18 protein-coding genes are annotated in these 20,786 nt (G+C 62.9%); 8 read left to right on the plus strand and 10 right to left on the minus strand.

The window, feature by feature from the left end:
- Positions 1 to 7: 7 nt before the first annotated feature.
- The 4 genes from paaC to KEM60_RS07150 all read left to right on the plus strand — a co-directional run bounded on the left by paaC (position 8) and on the right by KEM60_RS07150 (position 3,048).
- Complete coding sequence (gene paaC / locus KEM60_RS07135) at positions 8 to 850, plus strand: 1,2-phenylacetyl-CoA epoxidase subunit PaaC (RefSeq protein WP_219106929.1); 843 nt, start codon at positions 8 to 10, stop codon at positions 848 to 850.
- On the plus strand, positions 847 to 1,383 hold the full coding sequence (gene paaD, locus KEM60_RS07140) for a 1,2-phenylacetyl-CoA epoxidase subunit PaaD (protein ID WP_370626319.1): 537 nt from the start codon (positions 847 to 849) through the stop codon (positions 1,381 to 1,383). The genes paaC and paaD overlap by 4 nt, the downstream gene beginning before the upstream one ends.
- A 2-nt stretch (positions 1,384 to 1,385) precedes the next feature.
- Positions 1,386 to 2,591, plus strand: a complete 1,206-nt coding sequence (gene paaE / locus KEM60_RS07145) for a 1,2-phenylacetyl-CoA epoxidase subunit PaaE (protein WP_219106828.1) — start codon at positions 1,386 to 1,388, stop codon at positions 2,589 to 2,591.
- 139 nt (positions 2,592 to 2,730) lie between these two features.
- Positions 2,731 to 3,048, plus strand: coding sequence for a LysE family translocator (locus KEM60_RS07150; protein WP_219106829.1), 318 nt, complete (start codon positions 2,731 to 2,733; stop codon positions 3,046 to 3,048).
- Between the two features lie 1,299 nt (positions 3,049 to 4,347).
- Here KEM60_RS07150 and KEM60_RS07155 read toward each other — a convergent pair.
- From KEM60_RS07155 to KEM60_RS07185, 7 genes are all read right to left on the minus strand, one after another.
- Entirely contained in the window at positions 4,348 to 5,220 is an 873-nt protein-coding gene (locus tag KEM60_RS07155; RefSeq protein WP_219106830.1) for a PadR family transcriptional regulator, read from the minus strand.
- 275 nt (positions 5,221 to 5,495) lie between these two features.
- Positions 5,496 to 6,263: a hypothetical protein gene (locus KEM60_RS07160; protein WP_219106831.1), complete on the minus strand. Its 768-nt coding sequence runs from the start codon at positions 6,261 to 6,263 to the stop codon at positions 5,496 to 5,498.
- A 196-nt stretch (positions 6,264 to 6,459) separates the two neighbouring features.
- Positions 6,460 to 6,771 (minus strand): hypothetical protein, encoded by a 312-nt coding sequence (locus KEM60_RS07165; RefSeq protein ID WP_219106832.1) that lies wholly within the window; start codon positions 6,769 to 6,771, stop codon positions 6,460 to 6,462.
- Positions 6,772 to 7,238: 467 nt separating this feature from the next.
- Positions 7,239 to 8,687, minus strand: a complete 1,449-nt coding sequence (locus KEM60_RS07170; protein ID WP_255574351.1) for an amidase — start codon at positions 8,685 to 8,687, stop codon at positions 7,239 to 7,241.
- 48 nt (positions 8,688 to 8,735) lie between these two features.
- Positions 8,736 to 11,207, minus strand: a complete 2,472-nt coding sequence (locus KEM60_RS07175; protein WP_219106834.1) for an FtsX-like permease family protein — start codon at positions 11,205 to 11,207, stop codon at positions 8,736 to 8,738.
- The gene (locus KEM60_RS07180; protein WP_219106835.1) at positions 11,204 to 11,929 is read right to left on the minus strand and encodes an ABC transporter ATP-binding protein; all 726 of its coding nucleotides are present in this window, start codon (positions 11,927 to 11,929) and stop codon (positions 11,204 to 11,206) included. Before KEM60_RS07180 ends, KEM60_RS07175 begins: the two co-directional genes overlap by 4 nt.
- Before the next feature lie 890 nt (positions 11,930 to 12,819).
- A complete protein-coding gene (locus KEM60_RS07185) occupies positions 12,820 to 13,053 on the minus strand; it encodes a hypothetical protein (protein ID WP_219106836.1) in 234 nt (77 codons plus the stop codon).
- A gap of 249 nt (positions 13,054 to 13,302) precedes the next feature.
- Between KEM60_RS07185 and KEM60_RS07190 the strand changes: the two genes are divergently transcribed.
- Positions 13,303 to 14,310, plus strand: a complete 1,008-nt coding sequence (locus tag KEM60_RS07190) for an aldo/keto reductase family protein (protein WP_219106837.1) — start codon at positions 13,303 to 13,305, stop codon at positions 14,308 to 14,310.
- Between the two features lie 118 nt (positions 14,311 to 14,428).
- Entirely contained in the window at positions 14,429 to 16,042 is a 1,614-nt protein-coding gene (locus tag KEM60_RS07195) for a wax ester/triacylglycerol synthase domain-containing protein (protein ID WP_255574372.1), read from the plus strand.
- Here the strand turns inward: KEM60_RS07195 and KEM60_RS07200 are convergent.
- Entirely contained in the window at positions 16,029 to 16,775 is a 747-nt protein-coding gene (locus KEM60_RS07200; RefSeq protein ID WP_219106839.1) for a hypothetical protein, read from the minus strand. The two genes, KEM60_RS07195 and KEM60_RS07200, sit on opposite strands and share 14 nt — an antisense overlap.
- A gap of 238 nt (positions 16,776 to 17,013) precedes the next feature.
- Between KEM60_RS07200 and soxR the strand changes: the two genes are divergently transcribed.
- Positions 17,014 to 17,469 carry a redox-sensitive transcriptional activator SoxR gene (gene soxR / locus KEM60_RS07205; RefSeq protein ID WP_219106840.1) on the plus strand — a complete coding sequence of 152 codons (456 nt, stop codon included), beginning with the start codon at positions 17,014 to 17,016 and terminating at the stop codon, positions 17,467 to 17,469.
- A 43-nt stretch (positions 17,470 to 17,512) separates the two neighbouring features.
- Here the strand turns inward: soxR and KEM60_RS07210 are convergent, their stop codons facing one another.
- Both KEM60_RS07210 and KEM60_RS07215 read right to left on the minus strand, forming a co-directional pair.
- Positions 17,513 to 17,938 (minus strand): VOC family protein, encoded by a 426-nt coding sequence (locus tag KEM60_RS07210; RefSeq protein WP_219106841.1) that lies wholly within the window; start codon positions 17,936 to 17,938, stop codon positions 17,513 to 17,515.
- 226 nt (positions 17,939 to 18,164) lie between these two features.
- Positions 18,165 to 19,649 (minus strand): hypothetical protein, encoded by a 1,485-nt coding sequence (locus KEM60_RS07215; RefSeq protein ID WP_219106842.1) that lies wholly within the window; start codon positions 19,647 to 19,649, stop codon positions 18,165 to 18,167.
- Positions 19,650 to 19,909: 260 nt separating this feature from the next.
- On the opposite strand from KEM60_RS07215, the gene amrB reads away from it, so the two are divergent.
- Positions 19,910 to 20,764, plus strand: a complete 855-nt coding sequence (amrB, locus tag KEM60_RS07220) for an AmmeMemoRadiSam system protein B (protein ID WP_219106843.1) — start codon at positions 19,910 to 19,912, stop codon at positions 20,762 to 20,764.
- The last annotated feature ends 22 nt before the right edge of the window (positions 20,765 to 20,786 follow it).

The raw sequence follows: 20,786 nt of genomic DNA on the forward strand, positions 1-20,786 counted from the left end.
CTCCACGATGCGCCTGCGCCCCGACCAGCTGTCACCGTCACCCACAACTCCGACAGTGACGGGAGGGACGGGAGTGACGGCGACGCTTCCCGGGCCGGATGTCGCCGCCTACGCCCTGCGCTTGGGTGACGATGCGCTGGTCCTCGCCCAACGGCTGTCCTGGTGGGTGTCTCGGGCCCCAGAGATGGAAGAGGACATCGCCCTGGCGAATATCTCGCTGGACCTGCTGGGTCATGCCCGCAGCTTGCTCACCTATGCGGGCAGCGCTGAGGGCCGCACCGAAGACGACTTGGCGTTTTTTCGAGACGCACCGGATTTCCGATGTGTCCACCTCGTGCAGCTCGACAACGGCGACTTCGGGCAGACCATCGCCCGCCAGATCATCGTCAGCCTGTCTCAGCTCGGGCTGTATGACGCATTGCAGCACAGCAGTGACCCGGTGCTCGCGGCGATCGCTGCCAAAGCGGTCAAGGAGGTCGAGTATCACGTCGACCATGCCTGGCAGTGGACGCTGCGGCTGGGGGTGGGTACGCCGGAGTCGGCACGTCGGATGCAGCAGGGCCTCGACGTGGTCTGGCCGTACGTCGAGGAGCTTTTCACCGACGACGAGCTGATCGACCGCCTCGGGGTGATCGGCGAGACTGACGGTGGGGTGGCGGTGCGTCCCAGCGCATTACGGGCCCAGTTTGAGGAGCGACTGAGCAGGCTCCTCGCCGAAGCCGAGCTGGTGCGGCCCACCCTCCCAGCGGCCCGCACCGGTGGACGGCAGGGCGTGCACCGGGAATCGCTGAGCCTGCTGCTCGCCGAAATGCAGGTTTTGGCTCGACAGCACCCAGGTGCCAGCTGGTGAGCGGACATGTTGATCTCGACGAGGCGCGTGCCTGGGATCTCGCCGCGGCAGTGCCCGACCCGGAGATCCCGGTGCTCACCATCGCAGATCTCGGGGTGTTGCGGTCGGTGCGGGTCGACTCGCGCCTGGTTGACGGGGTGCTTCGCCGTACGGCGTTCGTGCAGGTCACCCCGACATACTCGGGATGCCCGGCGATGGAGACGTTCCGCAGGGACGTGGTGGCGGCACTACTAGCGGGGGGATTCGACGACGCGCAGGTGGAACTGGTGCTTTCCCCAGCGTGGACCACCGACTGGATGACCCAGGCTGGCCGGGACAGATTGGCGGCCTATGGGATCGCTCCTCCGGTGGGTGGCTCCGCCGCCGTACGGACCGAACCGGGTGTCCCGCGCTCGCTGGCGTTGTCGGTGCGATGCCCGCATTGCGGGTCGTTACGCACCGTGGAGAAGGCACGTTTTGCGTCGACGTCCTGCAAGGCGCTCTACAGCTGCCGGGATTGTCTGGAACCTTTCGACTATTTCAAGGTGCTCTGATCATGGTTGCCCTATCGTCGTCTCCTGCCGTGTCTTCGCCCTCAAGTGTTTCGTCGTCCTCTACTGTTTCGTCGTCCTCCGCGGTGGGGCGCGCTCACTTTTATCCGCTGACGGTCCGGGAGGTACGTCGCCTCACCGACGACGCCGTCGAGGTGGTTTTGATAGTCCCGCCGGAGCTGGTGCCTGTGTTTGATCATCACCCCGGCCAGTACGTCGCGGTGCGGGCTGAGGTGGGAGGCACGCAGGTACGGCGAAGCTACTCGTTGTGCGGGCCCCCAGCTGTCGGGGAGATCAGGATCGCCATCAAACGAGACCGCGGTGGGGTCTTCTCGACCTGGGCGAATGAGACGTTGCAGCCGGGTATGACGGTCGAAGCGATGAGCCCACGCGGTGGGTTTATCAGTCGGTGTGGGGTCGGAGACGGGGACGATGCCGAGGGTCTGGTCGCAGCGGACAAGACGAGTCGATATCTCGCGGTGGCTGCCGGGTCAGGGATCACCCCGATCGTCGCGATCGCCCGAGGGGTGCTTCACCGATCCCCGCGTGCTGTTTTTGACTTAGTTTTTGCTAATCGGACAGCGAACGATGTGATGTTCGTGGAAGAAATAGCGGATCTGAAAGACCGTTACCCGGCGCGTTTCGCCGTCCATCACGTATTGTCACGGGAGCAGCGGTCCAGCCCGTGGCATTCGGGGCGGATTGACGATGTGAAACTTCGCGAATTATTCGATGTGGTGGTGCCGGTCGCAGAGGTCGATGAATTTTTTCTGTGTGGTCCGTTCGAGTTAGTGCAACTCGTCCGGGACGATTTGGCACGGCGGGGTGTCCCGTCGGAGAAAGTCCGTTATGAACTGTTTGCGTCGGCGTCAACAGCCAGGGCGCGCACCGAAACGGGCGCCCCGGTGGCAGCTGACCCGACCGGCGAGACGACCACCATCCGATTCACCCTGGACGGACTCACCAGCGAGGTGGAATCGCCACGCTCAGCCAGGGAAACCCTGCTTAATGCTGCTTTGAGAGTGCGAGCCGATGTGCCCTTCGCCTGTGCTGGCGGAGTATGCGGCACCTGCCGGGCGCGGCTTGTGGACGGCCAGGTCGACATGGCTGACAACTACGCCCTAGAACCCGACGAAGTAGCCGACGGTTTCGTGTTGACCTGCCAGTCACGGGCCACCACAGAGTCAGTCACCATAGATTTCGATGCGTGATAGGTGCGCTCCGGGGAGAGGGTTGTTGAGGGCGTCATGGTGACGATCACCGCTTTGACTGGCTTCGCCGTGGCGGTCACCCCGGTGGTCGTCAGCCCAGGGGCGAGTTTCACGTTAGTCAGTGCCCGAGGCATGGTCGGTGACCGCCAATGACTGCCGAGTGTTCGAGCACACCAGAGACGCATTCTTCGCCAATCTACTCAACGTCAAAGCAGCATCGGTATACCTCACTTTGGCGCCACAATTCCTCCCAGCGCATGAGGTCGGTGTCTCCTCCATGCTCAGTGTGGCGGGGGTTCACGTCACAGTGATGTCGGTATGGCTGGGCGTATGGTCGACCGGCCTGACACTGATGACCGCACGGCTCAATATCCCACGGTGGCGAAACGTCATTAATCGCTGCGGAGGCATGGTCCTCATCGCGATGGGAGTCCGTTCCGCCACCGACATCAATTAACAGATATTTTGCTGCTCACCGAGACTTTAGCGGGTCAACTAAGAGCACCAGTAACGGACCATAGACATACACTCGCCACAGCCCATGAACATTTGACAAACATGCACAACCATGCGCACACATGACAACATCGACCGTTGTGAGATTGTGGGATTAAACGACTCTCATCGACGGCACCGCCATCCCGACCGGCAACCGTCTAGCTCAGGGCGCTGCAGTGACGAAGCTGCTACTCCATAAAGCGGCACTGTCAGTGCCCGAGCGCTTTATTCACGATTAGTCAACGTCAAAGAGCCCAGCTTGCAGCTCAGCCTACGGCGTCACCGAGGAGCGCGATAAGCGGCTGGATGATATCACACTGGATCTCATCCATGCATGGAGTCAGCTCAAATGCAAGATATTATGATCTTTCCATCAAGATAAAATGATATCAGTCATGATATTTTACAATTAAACTAATTAAATAACCTTGTTATTCCTGCAAGCAAGAAGTAAAGTGTCACATCACCTACCCTAGGGAGAAAATTTCATGCGCCGCGCAGGGGGCCGATAGGCTCAGTTAGTTCACTTGCCTGCGTTGCACTTTTCATGGGAAGACAGGAGATAATATCCACACTGAAAGACTGTGAGCCTGCCATGGAAGGAGCAGACTCCGAAGCATCAACTCAAGCATTTCCTGTGGTTGCTCCAGCCATCATTTCTACTATGACAGCTTGCGCTAAAGGCGCAGTAGGGTCAACCGTCATCAGCGCAGTGCAATCATGCTGCCGCAGCTGGAAATATGTCTCAAGCAGAGGAATGCATCGGCAGTACGCCGGCCGGCTGCATCAGCTCCATTGCAGGCCACCTCACGAAATCGATTACCACGAAAGAAAAGAAGACAGTTATCCATGCAATCATTGCCATCCTCGTTCGAATGAGCTAGCACCCCTCCATGAAACAAATTATCATGAAGTCCATATTGATTTCTGGAAATATGTCTAGAAAAGATGATGTGACATATGCCTTATTAACGGCTTCTTTTATTATGTCTATTGGACCGTCTGAGCGACTCTTTTCCATGCACTGGTGGCTGCTCTGGGGTGTGATATTTACTTTAGGCTATCTCTGGATGAGAGGGTTAGGTGCTATCGGTCGGCGTCTCTATCGAAAGCTCTACGGAAACCCAGAGGAGCACCACTAGAGATCGTCCACGAGGTGTCCTTTCTTGTTTTAAGTAGCGAATATGATGCATTGCTACGAAAAACTAGAAAGGACACCTCGTGGACGACTTGCTGTCATTACGGCTATGTGCAGCGCCTAAACCAAGGGATCTCTGTGCTCACCGTCCTGGGGGTCATCGCTGTCGGTTTCGGCGCGAGAATGTTCGTCGCGTTCTTCGGCGAGGAGTCGGTAAAGGGAGCGGCGCGATTCTTCAAGGAGTTCCACCGCGGCTCGGGTGACGTCGGCGTCGCTGCTTTGGGCGACAACGCGGGCAGCGAGGCCGAGTTGACCGTAGGCCATCCATAGTTCGCCGGTGCCGTTGAGGGGGTCTTGAGAGGTGCGGGCGCTATCGTCGGCGTGACTTTCCCAGGGTCGCGCCCGGTCACCGAGGTCGTCGACGTGGGTGCGGCCTTCGTCAGTGAGGGTGAAGACTTTGCCTTGGGCGGGGGCGATGAGGCCTTCATCTTCGAGCTGGTTGAGAGCTGGGTAGATCGCTCCGGGGCTGGGGCGCCATCGCCCGTCGGTGCGTTCTTCGAGGGCTCGGATGATTTGGTAGCCGTTTTTGTCACCTTCGGCGAGCAGTCCGAGGATGGCTAGTCGTACGTCGCCGCGGCGGGCGCGGTTGCCGCGATGTGCGGCGCGGGGGCCGCTGCGATAGGCACGGTAGGGTCCGGGGCGGTGGTCTGCGTGGCGTCCGGTGAGGACATCAGCGAACGCTACGAAGGGGTTGGCGGCGCCGAAGGGACCGTCTGGCCCGAAGAGCCCTAGGGGTCCGTCAGGTCCGAAGAGTGCGTCGGGTCGGGGTGGGTCGGTGCGACCGGCGTGTTCGTGTCCGGGGCGGGGCGGCCGGTGATGGGGGTCGCGCGGTCCGTGGCTGCTGCGCGGGTCGTGGTCGTAGCGGGGGTGGCGAGGTGCGGATGGTCGATCGTCGTGGTCAGCGGGGTACCAATCGTCGTCGTGCCGGTTCATGGGGTGTCCTGTCCTGCAGGCTGCGGGCTGTCGATGCCTGCTGATCCGGGGTGTGCCGGTGTCCTGTCCACGGCTGCGCTGGCCGGGAGGTTCGGCGGGAAAAGGGCTGCCCTTGCCAGCATGAACCCGTCCAACGCGATATGTCAAAGATATATCTCGATATGCTCGTATATCGCAGCACGCCCTAGAGCTGCACGCCCTAGAGCTGCACGCCCTAGAGCACCTCACCCCACGCCCCGGTCATTGAGCGCTCACGTGACGGCCACATCTAGCGCTCATGCGACCGCCAGAATCGCCGGCGCCGCCGCGATCACCTCGGTGGCTGCGATCACGACCTGCCGGAAGTCAACGTCGGCGCACGCCACTCCCTCCCCCGCCGTCACCACCGGCTGGGCAGCGACCCCCGGCGTACGCAGTCCCGTCCAGGCCAAGACCACCTCCCCTGGTCCGAGCGCCACCGGCACTATCAGCGCGGCTCCTGGGATCACCCCAGACATGCGTAGTCGACCTGCCTTGACCAGCAAGGATCCGTCTGTTCGCCGCCGCGCGTCGAGCGCTCTTGCGTTCTGGGCCGCGTGGGCGACGGTGACCGCTCCTCGCCGTAAGGCTCGTTGCAACCGATCATTGCTCGCGCTGGGGTGCCCGTGGGCGAGCAGGTCGATGGCGGTGCGATGCGCGGTGACGCACGCGGCGCTGAGGGGGTCTACCGACCGCAAGGCGGCGATGACGTTCAGCCAGGCGTGGGTCGCGGGGTCGGGCGACCCGTCGGTGCACCGGAGGACGATGTCGAAGAGCCCGGCGTCGGCGACGTCGTGGATCAGTGCCCGCAGGTCAGCGATCGGGTCGTGGTGTCGGTGCAACCCGACGATGATCCGTTGACGTTGTCCGGCGAGGACGGGTGCGAGCAGGGTGGCGGTGGGTGCGCAGGGGTCACAGACGCGCCGGGGTGCGGCGTCATCGGCGAGGACTACCGTGGGGGCCGCCGCGGCTTCACCGTTCGGGTCGGTGGGGTGGGACCGATCGGGGGTGGTGACGGTGGTCATGGTGGGCTCCGGGCGGCAGTGGCGGATGCAGGGCCGCCGGGTCACCCTGGCGGGGGCACCCGGACGGTCGTCCTTCGCATCGGCCGTCGCCGTACGGCGATGAGGTTTTCCCGCCACCGTTCGCAATGCGACGACGTGGTCCGCAGTGGCACTGTCAACGTCGGCCGCTGAGCGACATCACCGCTGGTGGGGGACGTTAGCGGCGGGGCGCGTAGACGGGACCTGCTGCGGCGGTGGTGCGAGCGCGGGGCGCATAAGCGGTGCCGGGGTGCTCAGTGTGCCCGTCGTCGGGGGCGTATCCCGGGCCAGCGTTGTCGCAGTCCTGGGCGTGGGGTGCGTAGGCGGGTCCGGTGACGGCGGTCACGGTGGTGATGCCTGCTGGCCAGCGGGTGGGTTGGCGCCGTTCGACCTGATCGGCGGTGGCCGACGTGCTGACACCAAAGGTGAGTACGCCGGTGACAGCGGCGGTGCAAGCGATGCCAGAGATCGTCGTCATCATGAGACGCATGTCGTCTGCTCCTTCAGTCGTGGCGATGGCCCCCCGGCTCATCGATAGCTTATGTGCATCGCATCTTCATTATGAAATAGATAATTTCTATCAATGCGATGGGTTGTGGTGTGATCGCTCCGGATCAACCCGCCGTACGGCATGCACCTCACCCGGCGGCCACCCACACCGATGCAGCGCCATCGCGACATGACGGGGCACACCGGCGGACGAGCCGAGGACAAGCCCGGAAACGGTGCAGGTCACAGCAAGTCATCACGGATCAAGATCCACGGCAGACGGGCCGGTCGATCAGAGACCACCAGGACATTCGCGAGATGAACGATGAATCTCCACCGACGGACACGGTAGAAACACCGGAGCATCGTCGAGGATCTGCACGAAAGCACGGGCCCACACCAGAGGGCGCCGTGGCGCGCGGATCTAGCCTATCAGCTCAACCACCCCAGATGTCACATCCGTCACAGTCAGCCCATGGAAGACCGATACCCCCGGGCGAGGACCGGCCACGGATCCGCTGCCTCCAGCTGCGCCGACAACGACAACAGCAGCTCATCCGCACCCAACTCCGCCATCAGCATCACCCCAAAAGGCAACTCCACCCCATCGACGACCTCCCGATGGATCGGCAACGACACCGCTGGACGTCCAGTCACATTCGCCACACTGGTGTACGGCGTGTATCGAGTCTGCGCAGCGAAATCCGCCTCCGGATCAGCGTCATCACGCAACTCCCCCACCCACGGCGGCGGCCCAGCCACCGTCGGCATCACCACCACATCCACACCAGCCCACGCCGCCGCAGTCTCCCGGGCAAGCAATTGCGCCTCATCCAGCGCCCGCGCATATTCCACCCCACTGACCACCCGGCCACGCTCCCGCAACCACCGCGTCAACGGCACCAACAAGGGCTCGTCCGCCTCCGGCACCGAAATCGACGCCGCAGAGACCGACCAGATCGCCGCAAACGCCGCCCACCGGTGCGCAGGAAACGGACTCGGCACCTCAACCACCTGATGTCCCAGATCAGCAAGGACCCGCACCGCCCGCTCCACCGCCCGCAACGCCGCCGGATGCACCTCAGCGTCCGCGATGATCGGAGTCGTCAACACCCCCACCCGCAACGACCCCACCTCCCGGACACAACAATCCAGGTACGTCGTACGCGGCGCAGGAAACAATGACACGTCACCCGGCCAGCCCGGCGACAACACATCCAACGCGACCGCCGTATCCCGCACCGTCCGCGTCAACACCCCCTCACTGGCCAGCCCCGGCCCGCTAACCCCCCACGGCCCTGAACCGATGAGCCCCCGAGAGGGCTTCATCCCCACCAACCCACACGCCGCAGCCGGAATCCGAATGGAGCCACCCCCGTCACTACCGTGCGCGATCGGCACCACACCCGCCGCGACCGCCGCTGCCGCACCACCCGAAGACCCACCGGCACCCCGACGCACATCCCACGGCGTACGCGCAGGAACACCCACATCAGGCTCGGTGTAACAGGGCAGACCAAACTCCGGAGTGCTGGTCTTCCCGACCATCACCGTCCCCGCCTGACGCAGCCGACGCACCACCCCACTGTCAGCAGTCGCCACCCGACCCCGCCACGCCGCCGACCCCGCCACATGCGGCAAGCCCCGCACCGGACTCACATCCTTAATCGGACAAGGCACTCCCCACAGCGGCGGCAGCACCTCAGGGTGGGCCGCCACCACCGCATCCGCACGTTCTGCCTGCTCCACAGCCATCTCCGCGGCGACACACGCGAACGCACCGAGATCCTCCGTGGCAGCGATGGCCGCGAGCGTGGACTCCGCCACTTCCACAGCGCTCACCACACCGCGGCGGATACATGCCGCCACCTCCACAGCACTCAATGCGGCCAGATCATTCGGGGTCAACGCGGACATAGAGGGCATCCTCGCGCATCGGCCCGCCCCCGTACGGCGAGGTGCTCGCTACTGTTGGGCTCTCTTCATCACCACAGGGTCATTACCTGACATCCAGACCACGAGCAAAGCCGCGATCACTGGCGCACAGGTGATGGCAACAGCCCCAGACAAGGGCGGGAAGATCATCACAGTCGGGCGCATCGTGCACCACGCCACAAACACCCCGATCCCCATCCCCACGACACAGGACCACCCGATCACCACGGCAAACATCACCGATGTCATCGCCTTAGCCCTCCGCGGAGAGCATCCCACCGCTTGCAAGACACCTCGATTCCGGGCGTCTTGACGCTTCCACGCCATGACGACAAAGGCAGCAACCACAAAAGTCAATCCAGCAGCGCCCCACACCGACCACGTCGCCACGACACCAGCCGGAGCGAATGCGGCGTTACGGAAACTCTGATAAAAAAACGCCCGCAATTCCTGATCGGCTGGCAGCTCACGAAAAACCTCCCAGCCGGGTCGTGCTTCGAGCGCATAATTTTGCTGGGCTTCCACGTCGATCCACCCCCAGGACCGCGCCGCCGCCGGGCTGATGACAAACCCTGGATGAGTGCTTGACCGTTGCCGATAGGGGAAAGACTTGGTGCGAATCTGCGTCTTCTCCACGAATGTCGAAGTGAACACTCCGACTCCCACAGTCTGCGCCCACCCCTCCCCTTTGGTGAGCGCTAGGCGGCCCTCGACAAAATCCTGTCGATCCTGCCCGGTGAGTTCACGACCGACGAGGTACGACGCCGATGCTTCATCGGCAATAGTCACTGCGTCATCCTCCACGGAGTGCAGTGTTTTCTCGCAGTCACTCTCAGCGGGGCGCTGCGCTGATCCGATGGGGAGGGCACGGCATAACACCTCCCGGCTGCCAGCACGAGCCACCTCCTGGCGGCCATCGACCATCACCATGCCGCGACGCCAGGTGGCTTTGACGCCCAGTCGCTCTTTTTCAGCGACGGTCAGCGGACGGGTCGTCGTGACGACGTTGTCATTCGTGTCGAGGGGAGAGACATGATAGAACGCCACACCGAGGCGCAAACCGTAGGACATCACATGAATAAACACTGCGGCAGCGACCACCGTCATAAAGGCTGCGACGATGCCGTTGTTGCGCGGCCCAGAATGCACCAGTGCACGGATCGGCACCTCGACGGTCACGGGCACCCGATCTCGCATTGACGGGCGCACCCATCGGGCCAGGAGCGGCAGCCGATACAGCACCCACGGCACCAACTTCAACGCGCCGACACCGATGAGAATGACCCCGGCCAAGATCAGAGGTTGCCCATTCGGATCACTGGAGGCCCACCACGCACAGGCCACACCGCAGATCATGGTCACTGCGAAGATGGTGACCGATGCGGTGGAGCGCATTCCTTGGCGGGGACGCCGTTGAACATGATCGACGAAAAATCGCCGGCATTGAAGCCAGGAGGCAATAGCAACGACAAGAAGGACCATGCCGAACACTGCGCGCTGTTCTTGCGAAAGATCTCCCCCCGCCCCCCAGATTTGATGATTGCGATCTGCCATCACCCGGATGGCCAGGTCACCGACTGGCGCTGTCAGCGCGTAGGCGCTTCCGAGGCCGGCTATAGCGCCAAGGATGAGTGGAGACATCGCCGAGATAATCATCACCCGCCGAGATACACCCACACGATGCAAGCATCCATAATCACGTTCCTGATCTTTCAATAAAATTGAATTAAATCCTAACAGAATCGCCACAAGCATCGTCATAAATGCAGCCAAGAGAGCCACAGACCGACCGATATCCATGCCGTGTTGCTCTATTCGGTAGCTGATTTCAGGATCTGACTGCACCCGATAGGTTGCCTGATGCGACATTAAAAAAGCAGCCGATGGGGATTTCATAGTGAGATAGGAGTAGCGAATCGGGATATCAGTCAGCCGAGGGATTGCCGCCACCGGGGCGATCCATCCCAGCCGGGTCGTATCTTGCGGATCAACATAGAGTGCACTGACCCGGAACACACTGTCTTTCACCTGCACCTCGTCACCGATCCCAGCACCGATACGGCGCGCTAACGCCTCACTCAGGCCGAGGGATTCTGCACCAGCGGCAAAAGATCCAGATTTCACGACGGTGACAGCCGCCAACTGCGGGTTGCCTGCATCAAAGATCCGCCCGGCGGCTGCGACCGTGTCACCGCCACGCCGTACACCAAGGGAGTCGACATATCCCAGAGTTGCGTAGGGGCCTAGCTCAGCCTTGTCAGATTCACTCAGCGGCTGGCCCTCTCTCGTGTCAATCACACCGACGTACGAACCGTAGGCACGATCGGCAAGTTCGCTCCTCGTCAGCGTGCTGGCCTGGTCTACTCGGGCGAGAACTCCGACCGCGAGGAGACTCACTAGGCAACCGAGAAAGGCTAGCGCCGTCACACGAATCGACCGGCGAACTTGAGCCATGATCAGCATCATCGCCACCCCTAGCGATGATTTTTTGGTGACATTCATGCTTTCACCGCGCGCCCATCCGTCGATGCTGCCACCGGCCGGCAATGCTCCCCACCCGTTGCCGGCTGATGCTGTTGCACATCGAGAATGTGATCACACCGTTGAGCGATGTCAAGGTCATGCGTGGCAATGACACAACACAGCCCTTGCTGGGCAGATCGCTCAAGCAGCAAATCAATGACATGTTGGCTGTTGTGCACATCAAGGGAACCAGTGGGCTCGTCAGCGAGCACCATGACAGTGTCACCCACGAGAGCTCGCGCCACAGCCACCCGCTGCTGCTCGCCGCCGGACAAATTTTCGGGGAAAGACGAAGCTAAACTATCCATGCCGACATGCTGCAACGCGTCATGCGCACGGCGTCGCGCCTTGTGTCGACGTTCGCCAGTCAACTGGAGCGGGAGAGCGACATTATCGAGCGCACTCAAATAGCTGACTAGATTCCATTCTTGAAAGATGAACCCAATCCGCTGCGAGCGAAGTTTTGATTGTTGGGCAAGAGATAACCCCGATATCTCTTTACCTTCGATTAACACCCTGCCCGCAGTAGGGACAATGAGCCCTCCTAAGATGTTGAGGATTGTCGATTTGCCGCAACCTGACACTCCAGTCAAAGCGAGACTTCCCCCTGAAGGAACTGAAAAGCTCACATCTTCGAAGATGGTCCGCCAGTGATCACCGTCGGGAAACGCCATCGTTAAATTTTCAGCTTGGAGCAGCATCCGACTTCTCCCCACAGAAGTAACCAATGCATGTGGGGGCACCACTGAGTGCGCCCCCACATGCATACATCATCTCAACGGCTCGTGGCCTTCTCGCACTTCTTCCACATGTCAGCAGTGCGCATCATCGCATTTTCGATAAGACAAAAGACCTGAACAGATAATGCGCACCGCTATCGCTAATGGGTAGTACCCTAACTAGCGGCAAGCTAAAATCAAGCATGCACCGACTCAAACTAGCGCATCTTGCATAAAAATTTACCTTAAGCAGATATTTTCGCCTGACCTTGACGCACTGAGTGTGTGATTCACAATAGATTGACCCTCTTTGCGAAAATCCGAAAACTTGCAGGTGATCGCAGGTCGCAGGCTCATCCAGCGGGCGCCGCCCCGCACACCACGCCCACGGGCGACATTCCCGACATCCCAACCCGCCCACGGGCGACATTTCCCCACAAAACCCCAGGACACCTCTCACCAAACCCGCCCACGGGCGACTTTTCGGCGTAAAACCCCAGGACACCTCTCACCAAACCCGCCCACGGGCGCACTCCGCACCACCCCACCTGCAGGTTCACCCCACTAAACCCGCCCACGGGCGACTTTCCCGACATCCCAACCCGCCCACGGGCGACTGTTCGGCGTAAAACCCCAGGACACCTCTCACCAAACCCGCCCACGGGCGACATCGGGGGAACGAAAAGACGCCCATGGGCGGGTGGGGGGGTGGAGCGTCGCGTCACGAGCATGGCGTCTCCAGCATCGCGCCGTTCCATGACGAAGCGACGCCGCCCCAGGGTGGTGAGCGGGGCGGCGTCGCCGTCGGCGTCGGCGTGGGGGTCCGACGCTGGTGCCACCAGTGGCAGCCCACCACTGGCAACCAGGGCCCCTCAGCGGGGGACGGTCAGGAGAGTGGTTGGCTCAACGGCTGGTGTGCCTGGCATGGCACGTTCGTACGACGCCACACGTTCGGACGACGCCACACGTTCGGACGACGGTGCAGCTCCGCTCTCGGCCTCGGGTTCGTACGACGGCGCAGGTCGGTACAACGGCGTAGCTGCGTGTCCCACCACGGGCGCGGATCCCACCACTGGCGCGAATCTCACTGCAGAGGCGCATGTCACGGTGGATGTGTGTGGCGCCGCATAGAACGGAGCTGCGGATGGCTCGGCGCTGAACTGACATGTGTTCCCCCTCAACGATGTGTCAGCGGTGCGGTCGTCCCCGTGGTGCTGGTGGGTGTCGTTGATGCCTGTCATCCACGGTAAACACCACATGTTCATTAGGTCAACTAATGACCTAGGCTAAATTTTCCTGCGGATTCAGGCACCCCCGGGGCGCATCGGCGTATCCCCCGTGGCTAGTGTCGGGTCATGGAGCATCGTCATCTTGGCAACAGCGGATTGAAGACCAGCGAGATCATCTATGGCAACTGGCTGACCCACGGGTCCCAGATTGAGGCCGACGCAGCCACCGCCTGCGTCCGCGCCGCACTCGACGCGGGAATTTCGACGTTCGACACCGCCGACGTCTATGCCAACACCGCCGCTGAGACTGTGCTCGGCGCAGCTCTGGCGGGCGAGCGTCGTGAGTCGTTGGAGATCCTCACGAAGGTGTATTGGCCCACTGGTCCGGCGGGTCACAACGATTGCGGTCTGTCGCGTAAGCACATCATGGAGTCGATTAACGGCTCGCTGCGTCGCCTGCAGACTGATTACGTCGACGTGTATCAGGCGCACCGGTTTGACACCGAGACGCCGTTGGAGGAGACGATGCAGGCGTTCGCCGATGTCGTCCGTTCTGGCAAGGCGTTGTATATCGGGGTTAGTGAGTGGACGGCCGATCAGATTCGTCAGGGCCAGGAGTTGGCACGTCAGCTGGGGTTCCAGTTGATCTCCAACCAGCCGCAGTATTCGATGTTGTGGCGGGTCATCGACGATGAGGTGGTGCCGACGAGTCGCGAGTTGGGTGTGTCGCAGATCGTGTGGTCGCCGATGGCTCAGGGCGTTTTGACTGGTAAATACGTGCCCGGTCAGTCTGCGCCGGAGGGCAGCCGGGCGACACATCCGCAGACCAAGGACATGATTTCGCGGTGGATGGAGGATGACATCCTGACCGCCGTGCAGCGGTTGCATCCGGTGGCGGAGGCTGCGGGTCTCTCGATGGCTACCCTCGCGGTCGCGTGGGTGCTGCAGAACGACAATGTGGCCGGTGCGATTGTGGGTGCGTCGCGGCCGGAGCAGTTGGCGGACAGTGTGGCGGCGACCGGCGTACGTCTTGATGAGGCGACGATGGCGGCGGTGGATGAGGCTCTGGGTGCTGTCGTGGTGCGGGATCCGGGGATGACTGCGCAGCTGGCACCGAAGACGCGGCCTTGCTGACAGGCTGATCCGATGGTGCGTTGAGGTCTGAGGATCACGCGCGTCTCTAACCGGTCGGTGGACCACCCCCGTAGGTTACGGTGGCGTAGGTGACCGATGGATCAGGAGCGCCGTGTCCATGGAGTTCATGACCAGCACCGAACGGATTTTCCTGCGCCTAGAGCGGCCAGGATTTCCCATCGACGTGGTCGGTGTCGCGGTGCTCGCTCCGCCCTTCGAAGCTGAGCCCGGCGCAGCTCAGCCCTGCGCAGCCCCGCAGGGTGGAGACGGGCAGCGTGACACGGACCAGTCGCATCGACCGGACACCTTCGAGGTGGTACGGCGAACGTTGGCGCGCACTGTCGCGCAGACGCCGTACCTGCGCCGTCGGGTCTCCCCTGCGCCGCTCGGCATTGGTGAGGACCGCTGGGTCAGCGTCGCTGAGGTCGATCTCGACGAGCATGTACGTCGGGTCAGCTGTCCCGCTCCCGGGGATACCCGTGCCTTGTTGGATCTGATGCTGGATCTGACTGCGCATCCGTTGGATCGGCGTCGTCCGTTGTGGGAAGCCTGGTATGTCGAGGGGCTCCAGGATCACCGGGACGCTCTCATCCTGCGTGGGCATCACGCGCTCACTGATGGGCTGGGCTTCATGCAACTCCACCAGGCGATCTTCAGTGACGCTCCCACCTCGCCTGATGTCGCCATGGAACCCGCGACATCGCACCGGCAACCCGATGCGTCGATGCCCGAGGTGGAGCCGGGACTGCTATTCCGGGCGTTGGCGGAAGTCCCTGAGCGGCTGTTGATTTCTACGATTGTCGGCTCGCGCGTGGCCCGCGCTGTCGTCCGGGAGGCCCCAGAAGCGGCAGGTCGGCTCGTGCGGGGTGCTGCGCGGGTGATGGCTGGCGCTGCGCAGGAGCGATCGCTGGATGCGTTGCCGAGGTTGCCTCGGCTGCCCCGGTTTATCCCGTCGTGGACATCTCATCCGCCGGTGACTCGGTTTAACCGGCATGTCAGCGACCCTCGCAAGTCGATGGCGGTGGCGACATTCCCGATGGCTCAGGTGCAGGCCGCTCGGTGTGCCCATCCCGGAGCGACAGTGAATGACGTGGTCTTAGCGTTGGTCGCTGGCGCCTTGCGCACCGAGTTGGCTCGGCATGGGGAGCTTCCCGATGAGCCGTTGGTCACGACATGTCCGGTGAATGTGCGAGCCAAACCCGGCCGAGAGAGCAGCGGCGTTGAGGGCAATACGTTCACCGCGATATGGGTGGAGGTGCCGGTGCATCTGCCAGACCCTGGGGATCGGCTGGCAGCGGTCCATGCCGGGTCGACGCGCGCGAAGGGCCAGCTGGGGCGGTCACGGGCGTCCTGGGATCTCCTGTCTGACGTGGGTGACTTATTTGTGCCAGGGGTGGTGTCAGCGGCGATGGAGTTTGCTGGCTCGCGTGCGTTTCAGGTGTTTCCACCGACGCAGAATCTGTCAGTGTCGACGATGCCAGGGCCGCGGACACCGCTCTACCTCGGGGAGCGGAAGGTGGAGAATTTGTATGCCCGGACGGTCATTTGCCCGCCGATTCACCTGTTTATCCACGCCATCACGTACGCCGACGCGGTGGAGATGGGGGTGCTCTCTGTCGCTGAGATCCTTCCGGACCCCGAGGTGGTGACGGCCGGGCTACGGCGCGAGTTGGACGCTCTGGTCGCTCTCAGCGCCGTACCGCCCGAACCGTCAAGGGTCACTTCTGTTTGAAGAGTTGGTCGCCGGTGGGAGGAGCGATGGTAGCTACGGCGTCCCACTGGCTGAAGGCGACCTTGATCGCGGGGACTTTGCCGACTTCCAGGAGCTCGTTTTTGCTGTCGTCGGAGACCACCGCGTAGGCGGCACCACCTCCAGCAGGGTCGCTGATCTTCCACGCCTTGACCCCACCGACGGTGATCGGCTCAACGGAGGCTTTGCCGTTCTTGATCCAGTCCATGTTGACGGCGCCAATAAATTTGTCGAGCAGGTCTTTCGGCGCTCCACCAGCCATGTTCTTCATCTTGTCGCCCTTGACAGGGAGGAACTTTCCGGTAGCTCCAGCTGAGGCGCCCGCTTTATCGACGGAGGTCTTGTCGAGGAGCTTCATCCATGTTGATCCGCCAGCGGCAATCACTTCATAATTGCCGGTTGAATCGTCTTTGACCACGGCTTTCATGTTGTTACCGTCCATGGCACCAGCCATGTCGATATGGGATTTCTTGCCGTCACCTTGGAAGTCGATGACGACATGCACAGCTTTAGCTGCTTTGGCCCCGTCGAACGCTTGTTTGACGATCTTGCTGGGATCTGGCTTAGAGGTGGTGGGGGCCGCGCTGGTGGTCGTCGCGGCGGAGCTGCTGGCTGGGGCCGCGTCGGGTTTCTTCTCCTCGCTTCCGCACCCGGTGAGCACGGCGGACACCATGCCTATTGTGATCAGCGCTGTCGTCCTGCGCGTCTGCCTCATGTCTGCCGACTCCTCAGGTTTGTGAGAGGGATGTCATCCCTGGAACCGCGCCCCATTATCGTCCAGGACGCCCGTCCTGGTGGGTTTCCCCCGACACCTCGCCCTGGACGCCGCGGACGAGGGTGCACCTCACGGCATTCCTGGTGACTGGACAATCGTCACCACATCTGTCACATCTGTCTCGATTTATCGAGACGCTTCCCCCCGTCCATGGGCCATTGCCGCTACGCTCTTCGCCATGCCACGGCGCCGTTCCACTCACGATCTCCTGCCAATTGGGGTGTTCGCCCAACGAGCAGGGGTCACAGTCGCCACTGTGCGTTATTACGAAGAGCAGGGGCTGATCTTTTCGACCCGCAGCACCGGCAATCAGCGACGCATTCCCCGCCATGCGCTACGTCGAGTTGCATTCGTCCGAGCAGGGCAACGTTGTGGGTTGTCCTTGGCTGAGATCAAGTCAGCTCTGGACCTTTTGCCTCAGGATGAACCTCCATCCAAGAAGGATTGGAAGAAATTAGGGGCAGCATGGCACGACATGTTGCAAGAACGGATCGACGCTCTGATTGCCTTGCGGGACACCACAAACGAATGCATCGTCTGCGGCTGTCTGTCGACAAAGAACTGTGCGATCTACAACCCGGAGGACCTGCACGGCCAGGAAGGGCCCGGGGCGCACCGCTGGCTTCCGGAATGATCCTGCCCAGCCCTGCGGCGCCGCCGAGCTGACGCGTTCGAGCTCAGCTCACCCGTTCGTCCTGCGGTACGGCGATGGTCACCATCCAGGTGTTGCCAAACCGGTCGACGAGGGTGCCAAACAGGTCTCCCCACTGTTGCGTGGTCAGCGCGGTGATGACCTGACCGCCCTCAGCGAGTTGATCAAAATAATGGCGGAGGCGCTCCACGTCGTCTCCGCTGAGGGAGATCCGACCGTTGGGGACCGCGGGATGCCCCTGGGAGGGCAACGAGTCTGCCCCCATCACGGTGAATCCGGTGTCGGTGATCAGCTGAGCGTGCATGATGCGTTCCCCGTCGTCGCCGTGCGCGACGTCGTACTGGGCGAAGGTCCGCAGGATCAGGTGACCGCCAAAGATCTTCTGGTAGAACTCCATCGCTTCCCGGGCATGGCCGTCGAAGGAGAAGTAAGGGGTGAAACCGATGCTCATGGAGTGCTCCTGGTCGTGCGGACGTCGCTGCGGGTGCGCAGCCACCGCGGGGATGCATACTGACTCCCCATCATCCCAGGAACCTCACGTGCCCCTCTGGTGTTCGAGTCCCTCCCGATGCTCAGATGACAGCACGAGGTACGACGAGCGAGGACGATGAAGGGGCCGACCGTGACTCGGTCGGCCCCTTCATCAACGACTGGCACCCCGGTGGGGCGTCCCGCACTCAGCCAGCAAGCAGGCCGGGGAAGGTCGTGGTCCACGACCCGGCGGGCCGCAGGTTCGGAGCTTTGACGGTGGGGGTGTACTGGCCGCTGAAGACGTGACCGCGACCTGCCCGGTCAAACACCACGAGTGCGCCGGTGTTTGAGACCCGGCCGTTCGGGTTCGCGCAGGTCAGGCGGGTCATTGCAGTAGCCCCAGCGACGTTCTTCTGCCCAGCGACGACGGTGGTCATCGGCTGGTGCGAACCGTCACGAGCCACGATGACCTGCCGCACCGAGTCACCGGCCGCCACCAGCACGCGGCTGGCGGTGTTGGTCTCTTGAGCGGGGTCACCGTCGACGTCGAAGCTGTCAACGCTCACCGCTGTCGCACTGGCCAGGCCAGTAGCGATCACGGAAGGAGCGGACAGTTTGGCAGCCTTGCCGTTGCCGACGATGGTGTACCGCAGCAACGCGCCGGAACCATCGACGACGTACACCTCGGGGTCACCGTAGGCGTGGAAGGCCACCCAGGCGCCAATCGCCTTGGCCTTGCCGAAGCCCGACCCTAGGACGACATCGCTGGTGACCTTGGCACCGGCGGGACGTCCAGAGGCGGCCCGGGTGATGGAGACCTCCACGAGGTGCATGCGGCCCTGAGCGTCCGTGGCAACGACCATTTCCATGCCTGCGCCCACGTCACCGGCGCTGCCAGCACTGGCGATCCGGACAGGCGCGAAGGGCAGTGAGCCCTGAGCTTCCTTCGTGGCGACGGCACCGTTGAGGATCTGGTAGCTCGTCATGGCCGAACCGACCGTGCCATGGATCTGCGCCCGGCAGGACAGGCCGTCCAGCGTGGCGCCGCCCTTGGCCGGAGGCGTGGTGCTCGGCGCGGGCTTGGGTGCAGCGGGGGTGGTGGCCGGTTTCGGCGCCGCGGGAGCGGAGGCAGCGGGGGCCGCAGGAGCAGGTGCCGGAGCCGCCGGTTTCGGCGCGGCAGGCGCTGGAGCTGGTGCCACTGGCGCAGCCGGAGCAGGCTCGACTGGCGCTGGGGCGGCCGGGGCGGGGCGTGCTGGCGGCGCCGGGGCAGGCACCGGAGCCGGGGCAGCGGCGCGCACTGGCGCCCGGGCGGGCACCGGGCGGGCCGGCAGCGCTTGGGCGGAAGCGTCCACGCCGACTTCTTCCAGCATGGGTCCGATGAACGGGCGGGCCTTGCCCTGACCGGGAGCTTTCATCGGAGAGCGGTGCTGAATCCGCGCGTCGGCCTTGGCCTCGACGGCAGGGCGCGCCGCAGCGGGAGCGACCTGAGTCAGGACCTCACGACCAGAGTCGGATGCTGGAGAAGAGGAGGCGGGTGGTGCGGGTGGTTGTTCAGCGGCCGCCGGGTCGCCGGGGTTGCCACAGGAGGCGAGCCCGACCACGGTGAGGACGGCCAGCGATGCCGTGAGATGAAGCTTGGGCCGCCCTAGGCTGGAGCGACCGCTCAGAAGGCGAGAGGGGTTGGCGCGCATCGGTATTCCTCGGTCATGGCCCGCTCGGAGACGGACCCGTCGATACCATGACTCCCTTTGAGAGCCCGAGACACTTAGGAACCCTACCGTGCAGTCCTGGAGGGGGGGTAACTTTTCGATACAGTCGTCCATCACGACATCGACGCAGCTCAGAAGGGTCGGCGCAGACATCTGTGGACATTCGTCCTGAACATGTGACATCACAATTCGGTAACTGTGGCCTGATAGCGACCTCCGCAGACACGGCGTACCGTGAATTCATGACAGCCGCAACGACTCCGGACGTCGCAGGCACCTACTTCCCCGCCGACCCGGACGAGCTGCACGAGACGGTGCGCACGCTCCTCAGCGCGCCGCGCCACCAACTCAGCGAAGACGCCGACCCCGATATCGACCGACCGGTGGCCGCGGTGCTCGTCCCACACTCCTCCTACAGCCGATCTGGGCAGGTCGCAGCAGTGGCTTACGCCCGACTGGAACGCACCCACCCCGCCGTACGACGGGTCGTCCTGCTCGGCCCCAGCCATCACGTCACGCTGCGCGGTCTGGCCCTGCCAGCTGGTACGTCGATCTCCACCCCTGCGGGCGAGGTCCCCATCGACGCGGACGCCGTCCGAGAACTCACTGCCACCACTCCCAGCGGAGCTTCCCGGTGTCCACAGGTCGCCATCAACGCCCAGGCACACACAGGGGAACATTCACTAGTCGTGCAGCTGCCGCTGCTACAGCAGGTCCTGGGGCCTTTCACCGTGGTCCCACTCGTTGTCGGACGGGCCACCCCGGCGGAGATCGCCGACCTCCTCGACCTCCTCGTCACCGACCCCTCGACGGTGGTCGTCGTGACGACAGACCTATCCCGCCATCTGCGCTACGAGGATGCCCGCGCCGTGGATGAGGTCACCATCGCTCAAATCGTGGGCAGCCACGGCGCGTTGAACCACGAACAAGCCTGCGGCGCTAGCCCTGTCAACGGATTGACCCTGTGGGCGGTGCGACACCGCCTCTCCCCTCGGCTGCTCGGCCAGTCGTGTTCATCCGCAGCTGGAGACGACTCCTCCCGGGTGGTCGGCCACGCAGCGATCGCCTACACCCGCAAGGACCACGACAGCTGGTGATCGCATTGCAGCCACCGAGCAG

Source organism: Austwickia sp. TVS 96-490-7B, assembly GCF_019331795.1.
In the GTDB taxonomy this organism is placed as follows: Bacteria; Actinomycetota; Actinomycetes; order Actinomycetales; family Dermatophilaceae; genus Austwickia.

Bases quoted from the DNA above. Each gene is read 5' to 3' on its own strand.
- paaC (WP_219106929.1), top strand. From the start codon at position 8: ATGCGCCTGCGCCCCGACCAGCTGTCACCGTCACCCACAACTCCGACA.
- paaE (WP_219106828.1), top strand. From the start codon at position 1,386: ATGGTTGCCCTATCGTCGTCTCCTGCCGTGTCTTCGCCCTCAAGTGTT.
- KEM60_RS07155 (WP_219106830.1), bottom strand. From the start codon at position 5,220: ATGAACCGGCACGACGACGATTGGTACCCCGCTGACCACGACGATCGA.
- KEM60_RS07160 (WP_219106831.1), bottom strand. From the start codon at position 6,263: ATGACCACCGTCACCACCCCCGATCGGTCCCACCCCACCGACCCGAAC.
- KEM60_RS07165 (WP_219106832.1), bottom strand. From the start codon at position 6,771: ATGCGTCTCATGATGACGACGATCTCTGGCATCGCTTGCACCGCCGCT.
- KEM60_RS07170 (WP_255574351.1), bottom strand. From the start codon at position 8,687: ATGTCCGCGTTGACCCCGAATGATCTGGCCGCATTGAGTGCTGTGGAG.
- KEM60_RS07175 (WP_219106834.1), bottom strand. From the start codon at position 11,207: ATGAATGTCACCAAAAAATCATCGCTAGGGGTGGCGATGATGCTGATC.
- KEM60_RS07180 (WP_219106835.1), bottom strand. From the start codon at position 11,929: ATGCTGCTCCAAGCTGAAAATTTAACGATGGCGTTTCCCGACGGTGAT.
- KEM60_RS07190 (WP_219106837.1), top strand. From the start codon at position 13,303: ATGGAGCATCGTCATCTTGGCAACAGCGGATTGAAGACCAGCGAGATC.
- KEM60_RS07195 (WP_255574372.1), top strand. From the start codon at position 14,429: ATGGAGTTCATGACCAGCACCGAACGGATTTTCCTGCGCCTAGAGCGG.
- KEM60_RS07200 (WP_219106839.1), bottom strand. From the start codon at position 16,775: ATGAGGCAGACGCGCAGGACGACAGCGCTGATCACAATAGGCATGGTG.
- soxR (WP_219106840.1), top strand. From the start codon at position 17,014: ATGCCACGGCGCCGTTCCACTCACGATCTCCTGCCAATTGGGGTGTTC.
- KEM60_RS07210 (WP_219106841.1), bottom strand. From the start codon at position 17,938: ATGAGCATCGGTTTCACCCCTTACTTCTCCTTCGACGGCCATGCCCGG.
- KEM60_RS07215 (WP_219106842.1), bottom strand. From the start codon at position 19,649: ATGCGCGCCAACCCCTCTCGCCTTCTGAGCGGTCGCTCCAGCCTAGGG.
- amrB (WP_219106843.1), top strand. From the start codon at position 19,910: ATGACAGCCGCAACGACTCCGGACGTCGCAGGCACCTACTTCCCCGCC.